The organism is Xanthomonas sp. NCPPB 1128 (assembly GCF_001043115.1).
In the GTDB taxonomy this organism is placed as follows: domain Bacteria; phylum Pseudomonadota; class Gammaproteobacteria; order Xanthomonadales; family Xanthomonadaceae; genus Xanthomonas_A.
Genome location: NZ_LFME01000019.1, coordinates 77724 through 94428 on the forward strand (window position 1 = coordinate 77724; position 16705 = coordinate 94428).

Below are 16705 nucleotides of genomic sequence, written 5' to 3' on the forward strand. Positions count from 1 at the left end.
GCGCACACCACGCACACGCTCCAAACGCGCTGCCACTGCCAAGGCAACGGTGCCTCTGCACGCACGCCACGGCCTGCGTGGCGAAGGCGGCCAGCAGCACCTGCAGGCCGCACACCGACCGCAGGCTCCGGCACACCGCAGCTCATGCCACCACCTCCGCCGCGCACAGTCGCTGTACCTGCGGCATGCACGAGCCGCAGACGCTGCCGCAGCCCAGGCGTTCGCGCACCTGCGCCGGCGTGGCGCCACGCGCCGCCTCGGCGCGAATGGCCGCGGTACGCACCTGCATGCACTGGCAGACCACCGGGTCGCGTGGTGCGGCGCCGGCCTGGGCGAACACCGCCAGGCGCGGCCTGTCCCAGGCGGTGCCGGCAAGCGCACGCTCCAGCAAGGCCTCACCACCCGGATCGGGCTGCGCGCCGGCCAGCAGCAGGCCGTCCAGATGGCTGACGCCGGCCTCGCCGCGCCATGCCACGCGCTTGAGCACACCGTGCCGCGCATCGCGGTATTCCAGGGTGTCGGGACCACTGGCGAAGGCAAGCGCCGCGGCCAGGGCCTCCAGTTGCGCCGCGTCGGGCGCCTGCTCGGCCGCGGCGCGCAACACCAGCCATGCCGGTGCATCGGCGCTCGTCCCAGCGTCCTGCCGCGCCTCGGGCTGCAGGCTCAACGCCGCGTAGCCGAACGTGCGCAACCACGGTTGCGCCGCCGCCTGCAGTGCCAGCGCGTCGCCGCGCCGCGCCAGCAGCAGATGCCAAGCGAACTCGGCCTTCTCCACGCGCACCGCGGCGTGCTTGAGTTCGGGCTGCTGCGAGCGCGCGTCCACTGCCGCGGTACTGAGTTCGTTGATGCCGCCGCTGGCAAGGTACTGACCGTTCCAGTGCATCGCCGCGAACACGTCGCCCGAGCGCATCTCCTCGCACAGTTGCAACGGCAACACCAACGCACCGCGCTTGCTGGCGATGCGCAGCAACTCGCCCTCGCGCAGGCCGCGCCGCGCTGCATCCTGCGGATGCATGCGCAAGCCCGGCTGCGGGCTGTGCGCGAATAGCGCCGGCACCCGCCCACTGCGCGACATGCCGTGCCACTGGTCGCGCAGGCGCCCGCTCAGCAGGCGCAGCGGGAACCGTGCCGAGGTCGGCTCGGCGACCGCGCGGTAGGCCACGGGATGGAAGCGCGCACGGCCATCGGTGGTGGCGAACACGCCGTCGGCATAGCGCCGCGCCTGGCCGTGCGCGGCGCCGGCTGGCAGCGGCCACTGCTGCGGCCCCTGGGTGTCCAGCCGTGCGTAGTCCAGGCCGCTGATGTCCAGGTCGCGGCCGATGGTCAGCGCGCGATGCTCGGCGAACACGTCGGCAGGCTCGGCGAAGCCAAAGCGGGTCGCCGCACCCGGCGCGCCCAGCCGCGGCTCCAGCCGCCGCGCCACCTCGTTGGCGATCCACCAGTCCGGTCGCGCCGCACCCGGCGCCGGCACTGCCTGGCGCACGCGCGAGATGCGCCGCTCGGAGTTGGTCACCGTGCCCGCCTTCTCGCCCCAGCTCGTCGCCGGCAGCAGCACGTCGGCGAACGGCACCGTGTCGGTGTGGACGAAGGCTTCCTGCACGATGACCAGTTCGGCCTGGCGCAGCGCCTCACGCACCTGAGCGATGTCCGGCATCGAGTGCACGGGATTGGTGCAGGCGATCCACACCGCCTTGACCTGGCCGCGGCGCAGCGCGTCGAACAGCGCCACTGCCGGCAGCCCGGGCTGCGCCGACAGACGATCCGGCGGCAAGTCCCACAGGCGTTCCAACTCGGCACGGTCGCCGGCGTCGGCGATCTCGCGATGCGCGGCCAGCATCGTCGCCATGCCGCCAACCTCGCGCCCGCCCATCGCGTTCGGCTGCCCGGTCAGCGAGAACGGGCCGGCGCCGGGCTTGCCAATCTGCGCGGTGGCCAGGTGCAGATGGATCAGCGCCAGGTTCTTGTCGGTGCCGTGCGCGGACTGGTTCAAGCCCATGCAGTACAGCGACAGCGCCGGCAGGTCGCGTGCGAACCACTCCGCCGCCTGCACCAGGTCGGCGACCGGCACGCCGCACAACTCCGCGGCCATGGTCGGGGTGTAGTCGCGCAGCGCCTGCCGCAGCTCGGCGAAACCAGCCGTGTGCGCGGCGATGAACGCACGGTCGATGCGGTCTTCCCAGATCAGGTGATGCAGCATGCCGTTGAACAGCGCCACGTCGGTGCCGGGCTGGATCGCCAGATGCAGGTCGGCCAGCGCCGCGGTGTCGGTGCGGCGCGGATCGACCACGATCCAGCGCACCTGCGGATCGCGCGCCCGCGCCTCCTCCAGCCGCCGGAACAGCACCGGATGCGCGTAGGCCATGTTGCTGCCGGCCAACAGCACGGTCCTGGCCAGTTCCAGGTCCTCGTAGCAGGTGGGCGGGCCGTCCGCGCCCAGCGCCAGCTTGTAGCCGCTGACCGCGCTGGACATGCACAGCCGCGAGTTGGTGTCGATGTTGTTGGTGCCGATCAGGCCCTTGGCCAACTTGTTGAAGACGTAGTAGTCCTCGGTCAGCAACTGCCCGGACAGGTAGAACGCCACCGCGTCCGGGCCATGCCGCTCGACGATGCCGGCCAGGCGCTCGGCCACACTGTCCAGCGCCACCGCCCAGTCCACCGCGCGCCGCGGCGCGTCGCGGTGCGGGCGCAGCTCCGGCTGCAGCGCGCGGCCGTGCAGGCTGTGGGCGGTCTGCGGCAGGGTCCGGCCCTTGCTGCACAGGCGGCCATGGTTGGCCGGATGCGCAGGGTCGCCCTCGATGCCGACGATGCGCGCACTGCCGTCGGCGGCGTGCTCGCTCTCGATCAGCACGCCGCAGCCCACCCCGCAGTAGCAGCAGGTGGAGCGGGTCACGCGCCGCTGCACGGCGGCGGGCACGCTCGTCATCGCCACGGACGCGCCGTCCATCAGCCGGCGTCCTGCAACGACAGCCAGACCTCGCCGTCCTGCACCCGCACCGGGAAGCGCCGTGCGCAGCCCACATCCGGTGCGCAGGCCTGGCCGCTGGCCAGATCGATCTGCCAGGCATGCAGCGGGCAGGTGACGCTGTCGCCGGCCACCAGCCCCTGCGACAGCGGCCCGCCCTTGTGCGGGCAACGGTCGACCAGGGCGAACACGCGTTCGCCCTCGCTGCGGAACAGCGCGATCGGCTCCACGCCCGGCAGGTGCAGCACGCGCGCGCCCAGCATCGGGATCTCGTCAAGCCGGCAGATGCGCAGCCACTGGTGTACGTCGTCGCTGCGATCGGTCGCAGTGGTGGAGGGAATCGGATCGGACACGGTCGCCATCGCTCAGTCCTCCACCAGCGCCAGCGGCGGCGCCACCCGCAGCGGCTGGTACTCGCGCTGCTTGGCCCCGGCGATACGCTCGGCCCAGGGATCGGGCAGGCCCTCCAACGCGTACAGCAGGCGCTCGTACAGTGCGCGGCGGTTGTCCGCGTCCTCCACCACGCGCTGGCGGATGTAGTCCATACCCACGCGTTCGATGTAGTGCACGGTGCGGTCCAGGTAGTACGCCTCTTCGCGGTACAACTGCAGGAAGGCGCCGGTGTATTCCTTGACCTCCTCGGCGCTGCGCACCTTGACCAGGAACTTGGCGACCTCGGTCTTCATGCCGCCGTTGCCGCCGATGTGCAGCTCCCAGCCGGACTCCACCGCGATGATGCCCACGTCCTTGATCCCCGACTCGGCGCAGTTGCGCGGGCAGCCGGACACCGCCAGCTTCACCTTGTGCGGGCTCCACATGTTGGCCAGCATCGTCTCCAGGTCGATGCCCATCTGCGTGCTGTTCTGCGTGCCGAAGCGGCAGAACTCGCTGCCCACGCAGGTCTTCACCGTGCGGATCGACTTGCCGTAGGCATGGCCCGAGTTCATCCCGAGGTCCTTCCACACGTCGACCAGGTCTTCTTTCTTCACCCCCAGCAGATCGATGCGCTGGCCGCCGGTGACCTTGACCATCGGCACCGCGTACTTGTCGGCCACGTCGGCGATGCGGCGCAGCTCCGACGCATTGGTGACCCCGCCCTTCATCTGCGGAATCACCGAGAAGGTGCCGTCCTTCTGGATGTTGGCGTGGGCGCGCTCGTTGATGAAGCGCGACTGCGGATCGTCCACCGCCTCGCGCGGCCAGGTGGACAGCAGGTAGTAATTGATCGCCGGGCGGCAGGTGGCGCAGCCGTTGGGGCTGCGCCACTGCAACTGCGTGTAGACCGCGGCGTGGGTGAGCAGCCTGCCCTCGCGGATCGCCTTGCGCACCTCGCCGTGGCTCAGATCGGTGCAGCCGCATACCGCCTTGGTCTTGGGCGTCTGCTGGAAGTTGGAGCCCAGGCAGTTCATCAGAATCTGTTCCACCAGGCCGGTGCACGAGCCGCAGGAACTGGCGGCCTTGGTGTGCTTCTTGACCTCGTCCACGGTGAACAGGCCTTGCGCGTTGATCGCCTTGACGATGGTGCCCTTGCACACGCCGTTGCAGCCGCACACCTCGTCGCTGTCGCGCATCGCACTGGCGCGGTCCTGGCCGGCGGTACCGGCATCGCCCAGCGCGCTTTCGCCGAACATCAGCCGCTCGCGGCGCTCGCCGATCGGGCTGGCGTCCTTGAGCAACTGGAAGTACCAGGCGCCGTCGGCGGTGTCGCCGTACAGGCAGGCGCCGACCAGCCGGTCGTCCTTCAGCACCAGCTTCTTGTAGACCCCGCCGGCCGGATCGGACAGCACGATCTCCTCGCTGCCTTCGCCCCCCATGAAATCGCCGGCGGAGAACAGGTCGATGCCGGTGACCTTGAGCTTGGTCGAGGCCACCGAGCCGCGGTAGATGCCGATGCCGTAGCCGGCCAGGTGGTTGGCGCAGATCTTGGCCTGCTCGAACAGCGGCGCGACCAGGCCGTAGGCGATGCCGCGATGGCTCGCGCATTCGCCCACCGCGTACACCCGCGGGTCGAAGGTCTGCAGGGTGTCGTTGACCACGATGCCACGCGTGCAATGGATACCGGCGGCCTGCGCCAGGGCGATGTTGGGGCGGATGCCCGCGGCCATCACCACCAGGTCGGCCGGCACCTCGCTGCCGTCGGAGAAGCGCACCGCGGTCACCTCGCCGGCGGCATTGCCGACCAGTTCGGTGGTGGAGGTATTGAGGCGGAAGTCGAGCCCGCGTTCGGCCAGCGACTGCTGCAGCATCGCCCCGGCCACCGGATCGAGCTGGCGCTCCAGCAGCCACCCGGCCAGGTGCACCACGGTCACCTGCATCCCGCGCTGCTTCAGCCCGTTGGCCGCCTCCAGCCCGAGCAGGCCGCCGCCGATCACCACCGCGTTGCCCTTGCGCGAGGCGGTGTCGATCATCGTCTGGGTGTCGTGCATGTCGCGGTAGCCGATCACCCCCTTGAGGTCCTTGCCGGGCACCGGCAACACGATCGGCAGCGAACCGGTGGCCAATAGCAATCGGTCATAAGGCGCCTCGGTGCCGTCGGCAGCGATGACCGTGCGCCTGACCCGGTCGATGCGCACCACCTCCTTGTTCAAGTGCAGGCGGATGCCGTACTCGGCGTACCAGGACAGCGGATTGAGCACGATCTCGTCGAAGTCCTGCTCGCCGGCCAGCACCGGCGAGAGCAGGATGCGGTTGTAGTTCGGGTGCGGCTCGGCCCCGAACACGGTGATGTCGTACATGCCCGGCATCAGCTTCAGCAGTTCTTCCACGGTGCGGATGCCGGCCATGCCATTGCCCACCACCACCAGTCTCGGCTTGTTCATTGGCGTATCGCTCCCCTGGCGCTCAGACGCGTACCGCACCGGCCGCCGACCATTGCCGGCGCCAGTGCTGCTTGACCGTGGACAACAGACCCCAGCCCAGCAGCGCGCAGCCGGCGAACAGCCACAGACCCGGCGCATAGCTGCCGGTGTGCTGCTTGACCACCCCCAGCCCCGCGGCGAGCAGGAAACCGCCGATGCCGCCGGCCATGCCGATCAGCCCGGTCATCAGCCCGATGTCGCCGCCGAAGCGCTGCGGCACCAGCTGGAACACCGCGCCATTGCCGGTGCCCAGGCTCAGCAGGGTCAGCACGAACAGCGCCACCGTGGCCTCTGGTCCACCGACCCCGACCGCCGCCGCGACCACCAGCAACGCCACCAACAGATAGATCGCCAGCAGCGTGCGGGTGCCGCCGATGCGATCGGCGATCGCCCCACCCAGCGGCCGCATCACCGACCCGGCCAGCACGCACGCCGCAGTGGCCCAGCCGGCCAGCTTGGGCGAGAAGTCGAACTGGTCGTGGAAGTAGCCCGGCAGCGCACTGGCGAATCCGGCGAAACCACCGAAGGTGATCGCGTAGAACAGCATGAAGCGCCATGCATCGCGGTTGCCCACCAGGACCCGCGCGTAATCGCCCAGGCGCTTGCGTGTCACCGCCACCGGCGCGTCCTTGGCGCAGAGCGCGAACACCAGCAGCGTCAGCAACAAGGGAATGCAGGCCAGCCCGAACACCGCCTGGTAGCCGAACGCTGCCGCCAGCACCGGCGCAAACAGCGCCGCGAACACCGTGCCGGAATTGCCCGCCCCGGCAATGCCCATCGCCGTGCCCTGGTGCTGCGGCGGATACCAGCGCGAGGCCAACGGCAGCGCCACCGCGAACGACGCCCCGGCCACGCCCAGCATCAACCCCAGCAGCAGCACCTGGACGAAGCTGTGCACGCCCACCTGCCACGCCACCGTCAGCGCCGCGATCACCAGCGCCTGCGCCAGCAGCCCCGCACGCTTGGCGCCGATCGCATCGGCCAGCATGCCCAGGAACAGCCGCAGCACCGCCCCGCACAGGATCGGTACCGCCACCATCAGCGCCCGCTGCTGCGTATCCAGCTCGAGTGCCGCGGCGATCTGCACCTGCAGCGGGCCGAGCAGATACCACACCATGAAGCTCAGATCGAAATACAGGAATGCCGCCAACAACGTGGGCGTGTGCCCGGCTTGCCAGAACGATCGATTCATCCGCGCCATCTCCGGGAAACGTGGGGCCGCAGCGCTGCACACCATCCGCAGCGCGCGGAAAGTCGAGGGGAGGAAAACGAAAACGGCGCCGTCCGGTTCGCACCGGAAGACGCCGTTGTCGGGGCCGACGGACCGCCGTTGGTCCGCCTGCCGATCAGATTGGTGCGGGCGCGCCGTTGCGTCCGCAGGTGGGGCTATCGCAAACGGCGTGCCAAGTGTTGGGCGACCTCATCCAACACAAAAATCATCGTTTATTCAGCCGCTTATGAAGTTCCACCACTGCAGGATATCGATTCTGGCCAACGACACAGGCACCTGCTGGCACATATTGGTGCGAGATCGCACTACTGTTGTGCAGCGCAGTATCGACGTGTCGAGCGCGAGATCCATGGGCGCTTGTACTTTCCGGCGATGCCATGGTGTTTCACATGCCGCACTCACAGGCGAGCCGGCTAACCGATAGCGAAAATCTCCGCAAAGCGATTCGGCATATCACCCAGCATCATCTCCAGGTAAGCATGGGGCTTGATCGCATCGAGCCACTGGAAGTAGCTCGCCTCCGACACATGCCGGCGAGCGGCCGTCAGCACGGCCTGGCAGCGCTCCTGGGGCAGCAAGGGCAACGGTGATGGCGCGGGGTCGTAAATTCCGGAAAAATCGCCTTTCAGCATGAGCGCGCCATGCCACACGACGTCCGCCGACGTCTCGCCAGCGAGATCGGGCAGTTCCAGCACATCCCCAGCAAGCAGGGGATAGGTCGCCAACAGCCAGCGATACAGCTGCGTGGTCCATAGCGGGCATCGAATTGCGAACACCGAATCGAGCCAAGCGGCGAGTTCTTCATCGGCAACATACTTTGCGCAAAAGAACATGCCCGCCGAAAAGTCGCCGCACGCCACGCTCCAGGCGAAGGCTCTTTCTCCTGTGTACGGATCCTCCGGCACCTGGATCGCCAGGCGCTCTCCGACCCAGCGAGATGGATCCATCAGGCAGCGCCCCAGGGTCTGCCTCGCATCGTCGGCGAACCCCGCATAGGGCTCGTCGACGCTGCGCGGGTTGACGGCAATGAACGCTGTGACGAGATGCTGGTACAGGCTGTCGAACGACTGCTCCGAATGGCGCGAAACCAGGTGGGCCAACAGATAGCGATACCAGTGCGTCCATTCGTCCATCGGGCCGAAGCAAGCGTTCCCGGATGCGATTTCCTCAAGGGGCGTTCGCAATTCTTCGAGCGAGAACCCGGCAAGATCGCCGAGCAGGAAATCGAACATGTGCCGTTTCTCGCCCATGAACCACGCTTCGCCCATCGGCTTTGCCGGACGACGCAGGTGACGGCGCATGCGTTGGACGCAATCCGCATTCGGCCCATCGCCAGGGCGCCAGACGAACGGGCGCGTCATCTTTGGTTCCGGAAACAGCCGTGATGAGGACATCCACCGATTCTAGCCGGCGTGCGGTGAGCGACGCAGTTTCCCGAAGCGCACGCCACGGACATCGTTTGCTGCCCACACCGACGCATCGGGTCACCGACGTGCACTGCAACCGGCTGCGCCGCGCATCGACAGCAAACACAGCCAGCGATGCACTTCACCGTTGCTGGCTAGCGTGGCAATCGTACGTCCTTACCGCACTCCTCCATCCACATACGGCCGCGCCTGCAACATCACCACCTCATCCCCGACCACGGCCCACTCGATGTCCTGGTCCGCGCCACCCAGGGCCTGCTTGGTCATCGCGGCGACCTTGGCCAGCCGCGCGATGAGGGCGTCGGTCAGCACCTGGCGGGTGCCGGTGATGGGGACCTCGCGGACGCCGCCGGCGGCGTTGGCGATGAGTTGGGTGTCCTCGGCCGAGCGGCTCAACACCTGCACCGCCTTGGACCAGCTCGAGTACATCACCTGTTCGGCCTGGCGCTTGCCCTCGACCACGCGAATGCCCAAGCCGCGCTTGGCCGAGATGTAGGTGACGTGGCGGCGCGCGGCATCGAAGGGGTCGCGGGTGATCATCACCCCGGAGCTGTCGGACGGCGCGGCCGCCTGCACCAGCACCGCCATGGCCACCGCGTCCTGCGGCAGGCCCGCGGCAGTGCGGGCTTCGTAGGCCTCGAAGTTGTACACCGAGGCCCACACCGTCTGCACGGCCTTGGCCAGGGCATCGGCGCGGGTGACGTTGGGCACGGTGGTGTACAGGCCGGCGCCGCTGAACCCGGGCAGATCCTCGGAGTTGGACGAACTGCGCACGAACACGCCTGCGCCGCGCAGTTGGTCGCGCCACTGCGCCTCCAGCGCACGCACGAAGGCGGGGTCGGGTGCGGCCTCGGCGATCTCGGCACGTAGCGCCGCCAGCGCGGTGCGGCGCACGTCCGCGTCGGTGGTGAAGCCCGGACGCGCCTGCAGCGCGCGCAGGCGTTGGGCGATCTGCAGGCGCTGCATCGTCGCCGCGTAGAACGCGAACGGGATGCAGAAGCCATCCGGCACGCGTGCGGCCGGCGGCAGCACTGCCTTCAGCGTGCCGAGATTGGCGGCCTTGGTCCCGCAGGCGCGGCTGTCGCGCGCGCGCAGCGACGCCAATGGCTGGAGCGCGGCCACGCGCAGGTCAGGACGGGGCAGCGCGCGCGCCGCCGAGCGCGGGTTGGCAGTGGAAGCAGCCGCCGGCGGCCCCGCCAGCGGCGTCACCCGGTAGTCGTTGTGGGTGACGTCCAACTGCACCCAGCGGCCGTCGTACTGGCGCAGCGCCGCCTGCGCATCGCGCACGTACACATTGGGAATGCCCCAGCCCTTGGCCAGCAGATTGACGTGCGACAGCAAGGTGGAGGGACGTTGCGTGACCAGGCCGGCGACCGGCGCCAACGCGATCGGCACCTCGTCCAGCACCGCGATGTCGCGCGGCGACAGCGTACGGAACTGCGCCTCCGAGCGCACGATGCGCAGCCGCCCCTCGGCATGGCCGGTATTCAACGGCAGGAAGCGCTGCTCGCGCAGCAGCTCCTCCTGGGTGACGAACGTCAGCCCGGCGCTGCGGGCCAGTTGCTCGTGCAGCGTGGAATTGGTCTTGAACCGCAGCGTGTCGAAGAACGACGCGCGCAAGGCGGCATCGGTCTGCTGCAGCAGCGCGGCGGTGAGGAGGTCGCCCTCCCAGAACTCGTAGGTATAACCCGGCAGATCCTGCTGCCAACTCAGGGTGCCGAACAGGAACCGCCGCTGCGGGTCGCGGTACTGCGCCTTCAGTGCCGCCTTGCCCATGCGCGGTGCCAGGCGCTGACGTACGAACTGTTCGTGCAGCGCGAACCGCGGGGTGTTGAGATAGTAGACGCGCCCGCCCTGCCGCCGATCGATCACGAACAGCAGATGCGGCAGTTCCAGCGCGGTGCCAGCGTCGTAGACCCGGGCGAGCTGCAGGAACTGCGCGCGGCTGTCGAGGCGCGGCAGGGAGTCCGGTCCCGTCGCCGGCTGCGCGGCGGCATCGCTACCCGGGCGTTGCTCGTAGGCCGATGGCTTGCGCGCGGTTTGCGCCATCGCAGGCGCCACGTGCCACAGCAGCGCGAAAAGGAAACACCACACCGACAAGCGTGGCCATGCAAGCGGCGGACGGGCTCGATCCATGATGCCGGTTCGGGAGGGCGACGAGCGCGGATCATACGCCAGCCCCGGGCGTTGACGGCACCGCAAGCGTTGGCGTGGCCTAGCCCGCAACGCTCCCAGGGGGTGGGCATCGCCCAAAGGTGGCGTATCGGTGCATTCTGGTCCAGCGGTGCATCGACCAGTGCATTGAGATCCTGCCACTGTTGCGAACGCGAGACACGCTGGATTCGATCGGAAAGGACGTCCCGTGCCTTCTCGCTCGCCGCCTCCAGCAGGAACTCGGCTCGCTTCCTAACACGGTGCTTTGCCGCATGGTCGATCAACGACAGAGTGGATGCGGACAGACGAAGACGGATGATCTTGCCGGAACCACGGCGCATCATGCATCTCCTGCACTGTCCTTCGAAGATGGAGGATTTTCACGCGACGACGAGTACAGACTGAGCGAAGAGCACCACCGATGCCATCCCGCCACTTACCCTGTCTGCTCGCCCAGAATGCCACCCCCACGCGCATCCCCATCCGGCACCGCCACCCCCACCTGCGCCGCCGCGGCACGATAGGTGTCCAACCGGTGCACTCGCGCCACCACGGCCGCATCGTGCGCTGCATCCTCCTCCACGCCCGCCGCACTCGCCGACAACCACCCCCAGCGCCGGAACTGCTGCAGGAACCAACGCCCGTCCGATAGCCACGGGAGGTTCGCCAGCCCTTCGGCATGGAAGCGAAGACCGCGCGGGTCGGCACCATGATCGGCGGCGCCGCCCGGCAGCAGGCAGGCGGCGATGCGGTCTGCAGGCAACCCGATCACCTCCGGGTCGGCCAGCCACGCCACGGCCTCGCGACGATGCGCGGCATCGTCGAGCCAGCGGCAGGCGTCGAGCAAGGTCGCGGTGAGGGCGGTGGCCAATTCGGGTTGCAAGGCAGCCCAGGCGCGGCGACACGCCAGCACCTTTTCCGGATGGCCAGGCCATAGCTCGCCGCTGCGCAGGACGCGGCGGCCGACGCCGTCGGCCTCGGCCTGGGCGGCCCAGGGTTCGCCGGCGCAGTAGCCATCGAGTTCGCCGCGCGCCAACGCGTCGGGCATCTGTGACGGTGGCAGGGTCACCGCGCGGATGTCGCGCAACGGATCCACGCCCTGCCCGGCCAGCCACGCGTACAGCCACATGGCGTGGGTGCCGGTGGGAAAGGTCTGCGCAAACGTCGCGGGGCGGCCGAGCGCGGCCAGCACGTCGCGCAGCGGCGTGCCCTGCGCCAGCGCCGCGGCCAGGGCTGGCGCCAGCACGATGCCCTGGCCGTTCTGGTTGAGGGTGAGCAAGATCGCCAGGTCGGCCTGCGGGCCGCCGATGCCGCATTCCACGCCGTAGACCAGGCCGGCCAGAGCATGCGCGGCATCCAGTTCGCCGGACAGCAGCTTGTCGCGCACCGCCGCCCACGACGCCTGCCGTTGCAGTTCCAGGCGCAGGCCGTGGCGCCGGTCCAGGCCAAGGCGCACGGCGGCGATCAGCGGCGCGCAGTCGATCAGCGGCAGATAGCCAACGCGCAAGGTGGGCGGGGCGGCGTGTGGCGTTGCGTTCATCGGTCCCTCATCCCAGCAGCTCCGCCAGCGCCAGGATGCGCTCGGCGACCTCGGCCAGCTTCAAGCCCTGTTTCATCGCCTGCTGCCGCAGCGCGGCGTAGGCCTCGTTCTCGCTCATGCCGCGCTTGTCCATCAGCAGGCGCTTGGCGCGGTCGATGCACTCGCGCTCGCGCAACTTGCGCTGCACCTCGTCCAGTTGCCGGCGCATGCCCGCTTCCTGTTCGAAGCGCGCCAGCGCCACCTGCACGATCGGCGCCAGCCGCGCGGGCGCCAGGCCGTCGACCACGTAGGTGGTGACGCCGGCGCCGACCGCGGCGCGGATCAGTTGGTCGTCGCCATCGGCGGAGAACATCACCACCGGACGCGGCGCCTGGCGGTGGATCAGCGCCAGTTGCTCCAGGGTGTCGCGCGAGGGCGAGTCGACGTCGAGGATGACCACGTCCGGTTGCTGGGTGGACACCGCCTTGAGCAGTGCCGGCGCCGCGGCGACCTCGTCCAGCACCGCGTAGCCGGCATCGAGCAGCGCCTGGCGCAATTGCCCGATCGGCTTTTCGGTATCGTTGACCAGCAGGACGCGCAGCATTCGGGCGTGGCGAACCAGGGGTTGGCTTCACCGCATGGTGCCATGCAACATGGACGTCCGCACCTCGCCCCAGCAAGGAGTTCGCATGCCGCTGTATCCCCTGTTCGCCGATCTGGCTGGACGCCGCGTGCTGGTGGTGGGTGGCGGCGAGGTGGCGATGCGCAAGATCGAGGCACTGCTGCACGCCAGTGCCGACCTGTTGGTGTACGCGCACGCGCTCAACCCCACGGTGGCGCAATGGCTGGCGCAGGGCCGGCTGCAGCGCGCCGACGGCGCCTTCGACCCGCAGTGGCTGGACGACGCCTGGCTGGTGGTGGCGGCCACCGACGACGAGGCGTTCAATCGGCAACTGGCCGAACAGGCCGGGGCGCGGCGCAAGTGGGTCAACGTGGTCGACGACGCCGCCCTGTCCACGTTCCAGGTGCCGGCGATCATCGACCGCGATCCGCTGTTGATCGCGATCTCCTCCAGCGGTGCGGCACCGATGCTGGCGCGGCGTCTCCGCGAGCGCTGGGAAACCGAACTGGACCACTCCTATGCCGAACTGGCGCAGCTGTTCGCGCGCCACCGCGCCGCGATCCGCGCGCGCCTGCCGGACCTGCCGCAGCGCCGTCGCTGGTTCGAGCAGGTGCTGGAGGGGCCGGTGCAGACACTGCTGCAGAGCGGCCAGCGCGAGGCTGCCGAACAAGCCTTCACCGACAGCCTGCAGCACAGCGACGACGTACCGCGGCAAGGCAGCGTATGGCTGGTCGGCACCGGCAGCGGCGACCCCGGCGCGCTGACGCTGAAGGCGCTGCGCGCGCTCAACCAGGCCGACCTGCTGCTGTGCGGCGCCGCGGTGAGCGCCGCGGTGCTGAGCCTGGCGCGGCGCGATGCCAGCCGTCGACCACTGCCGGACGATCCGGCCGCGCACCTGGCGCTGCTGGTCGAACAGGCGCAGGCCGGGCAGCGCGTGGTCAGCCTGCTGCCGGGCGATGCGTTCCGGCAGCCACCGCACGCGGCACTGGCGGCGCAATTGGCCGCGGCCGGCACCGCCTGCGAGGTGGTGCCCGGGGTAACGCCGGGCTGAGGGCTACGCCGGCAACGGCGGCACCGGTTCGTCGGCCTTGCGGCCCTGCTTCGCCGTCACCAGGTGCTTGCGCATCCCCACCCACAACGCCAGCGACAGCAGCGAGATGCCGCCCAGCAGCAGGAACGCGGCGCGATAGCCGAACGCCTGTGCGATCCAGCCGCCCAGCGCTGGACTCAGCGCCGCGCCGACGCCCTGCATCGTCATCACCGCGCCCTGCCCCACGTTGACCCGCCCGGTGCCCTGCAGCAGGTGCGCCACCAGCGCCGGCACCACCACGCTCTGCAGGCCGGCGCCGACGCCGTCGAGGATCTGCACCGGGAACACGCCCCAGGTGTGGATGAAGCTGGCGGCGATCAGACCGCGCAGCGGCAGCGCCAGGAAGGTCAGCAGCAGCACCCACCAGTGCCCGCGCACACGGATCAGGCGCATCGCCAGCAGTGAGACCAGCACCATGGTGGCCTGGGCGACGATGATGGTGGTGGCGGTCAGCGCGTTCGGATCGCCCTGGTGCGCGGCCACCACGGCCATGCCGTACAGCGGCAGCATCGCCGCATTGCCCAGGTGGAACAGCGCCAGCGCCGCGGCCAGCACCAGCAAGGGCTTGCAGGTCAGCAGCACCGACCAGCCGCTGACGTGCTCGCCGTTCTCGTCCCCTGCCTCGGCCATGCCGCGTGCGGCACGGTGGTCGATCGCGTCGCGCGGGATCATCAGTACCGAGGCGATCGCCAGCACGCCGAAGCAGCCGGTCAGCACGAACACCGCGCCGAAGCCGAATTTCCAGCCGAGCACGCCGGCCAGCGCCGCGGCCACCACGTTGCCGGCGTGGCTGCCGACCTGGTTGCGCGCGATCTGGTGATCGAAACCGGCCTGGCGCACCAGGCCCAGGGTGATGCCGGACAGCGCCGGCCCCAACGCGGCGGCGGCGAGCGCGGTCATCACCTGTGCGGCGATGACGCCCGGCAGCGTCGGCGACCACCACAGCAACGCCGAGGCCAGCAGGATCATGCTGCAGCCGACCACCACGATGCTGCGCTTGCGCTTGGTCGCGTCGACCAGCGCGCCGCCCGGCGTGGTGGCGAGCATGCCGACGATGCCGCCGGCGGTCATCACCGAGCCGATCGCGCCCAGCGACCAGCCCTTGGATTGCAGGAACACGCTCAGGAACGGGCCGAGCCCGTCCTGTACGTCGGCCATAGTGAAGTTGAGCGCTTCCAGCGCGCGCGTGCCGCGCGGGCGCTGGCGCTTCTCGGCGCCGCTCATGCGCGCACCGCCGAGAGCGAAGGAAGCAAGGCAGCAGGCAGGAAAGCGTGGTGCAGCGCAGGCGGGACGGGCGGCATGACGGAGTCCTGGATGAGCGAAGGCGACACAGGCGCGGCGGTGGCCAGGGGCACACCGCCGCGACGGCTTGGTACTTAGTGGGGCTTCGGCTTGGGCTTGGGTTTCGGCTTCGGCCCATCCTTCGGCGCAGCATCATGCGCATGCCCGTGCAACGGCTTGTGATGAGGCTTGGGCGGCTTCGGTTTCAGCGGCTGCAGCGTCGCGTCGCTGGCGCCCAGCGCCTGCGCATGCAGCACCTGGCCATGCGCGGACTCCAGCAACGCGCCCTGCGCCGCCAGCGGCTTGCCGGCGGCCAGCCAGCGGGCCGATTCCGGCACCGCGTGCGGCGGGAAGCGCACGATCAGCCCATCCTCCAGCAGCGCGCCGTGCACCTGCCCGTGCGGGCCGTGCAGCAGCCGCGCGATGGTGCCGGCGTGGCGTACCGCGTCCTGCGCGGGCTTGGACTTGGCCGGCGGCTTGGGCTTGGGTTTGTGCGGACCGGCATGCGGACCTTCATCGACGATGCGCTCGGCCCCGTCCGGGTCCACCGCCAGCGCCACCAGCACATCGGCGCCGCGCGGCTTGAGCCCGCGCACGCCGAGGCCGGCGCCCGGATGCAGCGCCTTCAGCAGTTGCGCCGACAGGTGCGGCGGGGTGTGCACTTCGGTGCCATCGTCGAACAGCAGGCCGTCGACGTCGGCCTTGGGATTGAGCAGGAAGCGCGCGAGCGTGCCACGGGTTTCCGGCAGGGAATCGGGATCGACCCAATGCATTGCATTCTCCAGACGAACAAGGGGATGCCGGCGGGGGCCGGCAGCGCCCGCCGCGAACGGCGGGCGCAGGGGTCAGGCGCGATGCGGCAGCGCCTGGATCAACGCGGTGCCGGCGGCGGCGGCGGGGCGGCCGGCGCACCCGGCGCGCCCGGCGGCGGCGGAGCCGCCGGAGGCGCAGGCGGGGCCGGCGGCGCGAACACCGCCTGCAGCGAGTTGCGGTCGCGGCCGACCTGGGTGGCTTCCACCGAACGGCCGACCTGGGTCAGCACGCCGAAGCCGTTGACGCTCAGGCGCGCGCCGGGCCGCAGCAATTCGCTGTACTGTAGGGCGGCGTGCGGCGGCATGCGCACCACGGTGCCGTCGCTGAGCAGCACGCCGGCGGTGTCGCCGCGCGGGCCGTAGACCAGGCGCTCGATGCGGCCATCGGCCTGCAGCGGGGTCAGGGACGGCGGCGCCGGGGGGGCCGGCGGCGCCGTCATCGGGTTCGGCGGGCGGTCGACCACCTGCTTGCCGCTGCGGCGCGCGGTGATGGTGCTGGCCTGCAGCAGCGGCAGGCTGCCCAGGCGATAGCCCTGCACCGATACCGCATCGCCACGGCGCACCGCGGCCTGCAGATCGGCCGACAGGTGCGGCGGGAAGCTGACCTGGGTGCCGTCCATCAGCCACAGGCCATCGACGTCGCCATTGGGATTGAGCATGAAGCGCTCGACGGTGCCGTCCACGCGCACCGGCGTGGCGGCGACGGGGGCCGCGGGCGGCGGCGGCGGTGCCGGGACGCTGCCGGGGGC

12 protein-coding genes are annotated in these 16705 nt (G+C 70.0%); 1 reads left to right on the forward strand and 11 read right to left on the reverse strand.

The window, feature by feature from the left end; all coding sequences use genetic code 11:
- Window positions 1–142: 142 nt before the first annotated feature.
- The 8 genes from ACP93_RS12895 to ACP93_RS12930 all read right to left on the reverse strand — a co-directional run bounded on the left by ACP93_RS12895 (window position 143) and on the right by ACP93_RS12930 (window position 12752).
- Entirely contained in the window at window positions 143–2944 is a 2802-nt protein-coding gene (locus ACP93_RS12895) for a nitrate reductase (RefSeq protein ID WP_048491085.1), read from the reverse strand.
- Window positions 2944–3324: a nitrite reductase small subunit NirD gene (gene nirD / locus ACP93_RS12900; protein WP_082143457.1), complete on the reverse strand. Its 381-nt coding sequence runs from the start codon at window positions 3322–3324 to the stop codon at window positions 2944–2946. The genes ACP93_RS12895 and nirD overlap by 1 nt, the downstream gene beginning before the upstream one ends.
- A gap of 3 nt (window positions 3325–3327) precedes the next feature.
- A complete protein-coding gene (gene nirB / locus ACP93_RS12905) occupies window positions 3328–5745 on the reverse strand; it encodes a nitrite reductase large subunit NirB (protein WP_255347938.1) in 2418 nt (805 codons plus the stop codon).
- Between the two features lie 58 nt (window positions 5746–5803).
- Complete coding sequence (locus ACP93_RS12910; RefSeq protein ID WP_204243689.1) at window positions 5804–6973, reverse strand: nitrate/nitrite transporter; 1170 nt, start codon at window positions 6971–6973, stop codon at window positions 5804–5806.
- A gap of 491 nt (window positions 6974–7464) precedes the next feature.
- Window positions 7465–8412: a hypothetical protein gene (locus tag ACP93_RS12915; protein WP_131721625.1), complete on the reverse strand. Its 948-nt coding sequence runs from the start codon at window positions 8410–8412 to the stop codon at window positions 7465–7467.
- 222 nt (window positions 8413–8634) lie between these two features.
- Window positions 8635–10527 carry a PEP/pyruvate-binding domain-containing protein gene (locus ACP93_RS12920; protein ID WP_228136030.1) on the reverse strand — a complete coding sequence of 631 codons (1893 nt, stop codon included), beginning with the start codon at window positions 10525–10527 and terminating at the stop codon, window positions 8635–8637.
- Between the two features lie 541 nt (window positions 10528–11068).
- Entirely contained in the window at window positions 11069–12172 is a 1104-nt protein-coding gene (locus ACP93_RS12925) for a CmpA/NrtA family ABC transporter substrate-binding protein (protein ID WP_048491090.1), read from the reverse strand.
- A 7-nt stretch (window positions 12173–12179) separates the two neighbouring features.
- A complete protein-coding gene (locus ACP93_RS12930) occupies window positions 12180–12752 on the reverse strand; it encodes an ANTAR domain-containing response regulator (RefSeq protein WP_106407102.1) in 573 nt (190 codons plus the stop codon).
- Between the two features lie 88 nt (window positions 12753–12840).
- Between ACP93_RS12930 and ACP93_RS12935 the strand changes: the two genes are divergently transcribed.
- Window positions 12841–13824: an NAD(P)-dependent oxidoreductase gene (locus ACP93_RS12935; RefSeq protein ID WP_048491092.1), complete on the forward strand. Its 984-nt coding sequence runs from the start codon at window positions 12841–12843 to the stop codon at window positions 13822–13824.
- A gap of 3 nt (window positions 13825–13827) precedes the next feature.
- On the opposite strand, the gene ACP93_RS12940 is transcribed toward ACP93_RS12935, so the two are convergent.
- The 3 genes from ACP93_RS12940 to ACP93_RS12950 form a co-directional block, all read right to left on the reverse strand.
- The gene (locus ACP93_RS12940) at window positions 13828–15087 is read right to left on the reverse strand and encodes an MFS transporter (RefSeq protein ID WP_048491093.1); all 1260 of its coding nucleotides are present in this window, start codon (window positions 15085–15087) and stop codon (window positions 13828–13830) included.
- 152 nt (window positions 15088–15239) lie between these two features.
- The gene (locus tag ACP93_RS12945) at window positions 15240–15917 is read right to left on the reverse strand and encodes a hypothetical protein (RefSeq protein ID WP_048491094.1); all 678 of its coding nucleotides are present in this window, start codon (window positions 15915–15917) and stop codon (window positions 15240–15242) included.
- Window positions 15918–16015: 98 nt separating this feature from the next.
- A partial coding sequence (locus ACP93_RS12950) for a hypothetical protein (RefSeq protein ID WP_048491095.1) occupies window positions 16016–16705 on the reverse strand: 690 nt, incomplete at its 5' end.

Excerpts from the sequence above, each read along its gene's own strand:
- ACP93_RS12895 (WP_048491085.1), bottom strand. The coding sequence starts at position 2,944 with ATGGACGGCGCGTCCGTGGCGATGACGAGCGTGCCCGCCGCCGTGCAG.
- nirD (WP_082143457.1), bottom strand. The coding sequence starts at position 3,324 with ATGGCGACCGTGTCCGATCCGATTCCCTCCACCACTGCGACCGATCGC.
- nirB (WP_255347938.1), bottom strand. The coding sequence starts at position 5,745 with ATGGCCGGCATCCGCACCGTGGAAGAACTGCTGAAGCTGATGCCGGGC.
- ACP93_RS12915 (WP_131721625.1), bottom strand. The coding sequence starts at position 8,412 with ATGACGCGCCCGTTCGTCTGGCGCCCTGGCGATGGGCCGAATGCGGAT.
- ACP93_RS12920 (WP_228136030.1), bottom strand. The coding sequence starts at position 10,527 with ATGGCGCAAACCGCGCGCAAGCCATCGGCCTACGAGCAACGCCCGGGT.
- ACP93_RS12925 (WP_048491090.1), bottom strand. The coding sequence starts at position 12,172 with ATGAACGCAACGCCACACGCCGCCCCGCCCACCTTGCGCGTTGGCTAT.
- ACP93_RS12935 (WP_048491092.1), top strand. The coding sequence starts at position 12,841 with ATGCCGCTGTATCCCCTGTTCGCCGATCTGGCTGGACGCCGCGTGCTG.
- ACP93_RS12940 (WP_048491093.1), bottom strand. The coding sequence starts at position 15,087 with ATGAGCGGCGCCGAGAAGCGCCAGCGCCCGCGCGGCACGCGCGCGCTG.
- ACP93_RS12945 (WP_048491094.1), bottom strand. The coding sequence starts at position 15,917 with ATGCATTGGGTCGATCCCGATTCCCTGCCGGAAACCCGTGGCACGCTC.